1 protein-coding gene is annotated in these 2,694 nt (G+C 36.1%); it reads right to left on the reverse strand.

All coding sequences use genetic code 11. The features are described 5' to 3' along the window. Positions 1-308: 308 nt before the first annotated feature. On the reverse strand, positions 309-2,694 hold a 2,386-nt coding region (locus tag GTZ96_RS18055; protein WP_161645284.1), incomplete at its 5' end, for a hypothetical protein.

The following is a 2,694-nucleotide window of genomic DNA, read 5'->3' on the forward strand; positions in this document are numbered from 1 at the left end:
TTCCGCCTGAACTATTCCAACAATCAAAATCACTTGTACATGACTGTCCAAAACTACCACCACTACCAACCACAAGCTTCAACTGATCTCGAGATAGAATCTCATCTACCTTGATTAAATTTAATTTTATTTTTTTCATGATTTTTTTTTAATTACTTTAATTACGAAATAACCAACTTAAAGTTGAGTACTTCTACTATTTCATTTTTCTTAACCTCTCCCAAACGTTTTCGAAGAAAGGTCTTTGTTGTTGTCTTCTGCCTAGCAGGATAAACAATTTTTGTTATTTGTATTATCCCCTGTTCACTTTATTCTTTATTTATTGTAATAGTTTTTTCTTCATATACGAAATCACCATTTTCTGCGATGCCTTCTATCTTTATTTTGTAGGTACCGGCTTGATCACTGGTATAAAAATCGATACTCGTTTCTTTATTTTTGACTGCCGTTATAAAAGGCTTCCAAAAAATAGTGGACATATAATATTTTTCAAAGGTATCTTTGAGCTTGCTCTCATCCATACCATAAAATTCTCTAGTAGTATATACGCCTAGCTTATCTCCTTCCCAAAGACAACCTTGATATACTCTATTTATTATATTATACCAAGATATCTGAAACATGTACGTTTTTCCTTTAACTGGTGGCGGTTTATTGTCAGGGGAATAAGCAGAGTGAACAGGGCAGTTCAAATAACCGCTTGAACAAACATAGTCTCCGCATTTATTAGCCCCATAGGAGTACGGTTTGTTTTTCCTTGTTCCTTTTACAACTACTTCTTTAAGCTGTATTTGAGATTTGTCATTACCTATATCTAGTAAGTTTTTTTTACTACTTTGTGAGCTCGTGTTTTGTAATTGTGTATCATCGGTTGTCATTTTGATAGACTGCATCAGCTTTTGCATAGGGTCATCTATACGCATAGTAGTATAGTCAATAGTACGATTTCCTTCCATCACTTTTGCCTCTAGATACCCGTTCTCCGCAATAACTATACTCTTAGGATCAGCCAAGAAAATTCCTGCTTTATCCGTTGGAATAAAATTCCACAGACTATCCTGCCTAATCAGTAATGTGAAAGGTTTTTTTATTTTGCTTTTGTCCTTGTATTCTATTTGTCCTTTTAGTTTCAATCTCTCTAGTTTAGGAATAACATCTGCAGAATTAGGGAAAGTAAACTGCTGCCAAAGAGAGCGTTGCCCGCCCTTGAGAAACAGCATGTTTTCTAAGTATTTCTGGTTATGATATAGCTCAGTAATGTTGCTATTCTCGTTGGTATCTTGGCTCATCAATGGAATTGTATAGAAATGAGAGACAATGTCGTTTTTTCGAATCGTATCTAACCTACTATTCTGCACGCAAGACACCGTAAATATTCCTCCTAGAGGCTGACCACCAGCATCTGTTATTCTTAGTTTTGCTGATACTTTTTCTCTAACATTATAAGAATCTTTTTCTATAGTTATTACTGCCTTATTGTTGTTCTTGTAGTGTGCAAAGAATTGGCGTTCTGCCAAGGGCTGACCGTCATCATCCAAAAGCGTTAACGTATTCAAGCCTTTGCTTACATCATTAAGTAATAGATTCATGCGTTTTTCCCCTTTTACCGCAATGGGTGGAGCTATCTTTGTTTCTTTAGTGTAGGCGTTAGTAATAGCAAGACTAATTTGTTTGTCCTGTTGTGTACCAACACGAATGGATAAGGTATCCCCCACTACAGCTGTGGGTATTTCCAGCACAATACCTGTTGGTGATGGCTTTGGTAATGGGTATACATTTGGTGCTACTAATGCTTTATTATCCATAACCTTCAACGTATATTCACTTCCGTTTTTTGGTAAGATATTAAACCGGCCCAAGCCATGTTTATCAGTTTCTATCGTATCTATTGGCTTTTCATTTTCTAACAGTAATGCCTTTATTTGGACAGTCCCTCCATTAGTTAGTCGTGACTCCCAAACAACTTTACTCTGTAGCCCTGCAACCAAATCTCCTCCCTCAGGATAAAAACGAATGTCAAATTTGGGTTGTCTTATAATTGGTAGTTTGACGTTAAAATGTTGATTACGCTTACCAATAGTTGTGGTAGTATAAAGTATATGATTAGAGGTTTCTACTTCTGAAATGGATAATGCAATAGACACTTGTTCAGTGGTGCCAATTTTTATCTTTTTAGAACCACTATTTTGCAAGTTATAGCTGATGTAACTTTTACTTCTGTCAGATACTGATGTATTCGGAGGAAAATACACTTTAGCATCTATAAAAATAGAATCCATAACGGTTTTATCTCGAATTTTAAAATCAATCAATATAGAGGGTGACGTTCCGGTTTTAATGGTTATTTCTTTACGGAAAACGTGAATGGGTTTCCCTTGCTTATTAACTACATTGGTGCAGCCCGTGAGTATATAATTACCGGGAGTTAAAGTATCGGGCAAAGTTAGGCTACCAGGGCAAAAACCGTTATTTATCAAGTAGTTTTTCTGTAGGGATACAGCTGTGGTATCGTTCCTTTGCAGGGCTACTGACAATAAGTTGGGGCTTAGCGTATCAATCTTTTGGGTCATTTCTATTAAGTAACCTGCAAACCAAATCGTTTCTGTAGGTAGATAAATACTTTTGTCTGTAGCAATGTACAGTACATCTCCAGGATTTGCTGCAGTATAACGTGCTATTTTTGTCCGTAGGGAA

It is taken from the genome of Flavobacterium undicola (genome assembly GCF_009909155.2).
Taxonomy (GTDB): Bacteria; Bacteroidota; Bacteroidia; order Flavobacteriales; family Flavobacteriaceae; genus Flavobacterium; species Flavobacterium undicola.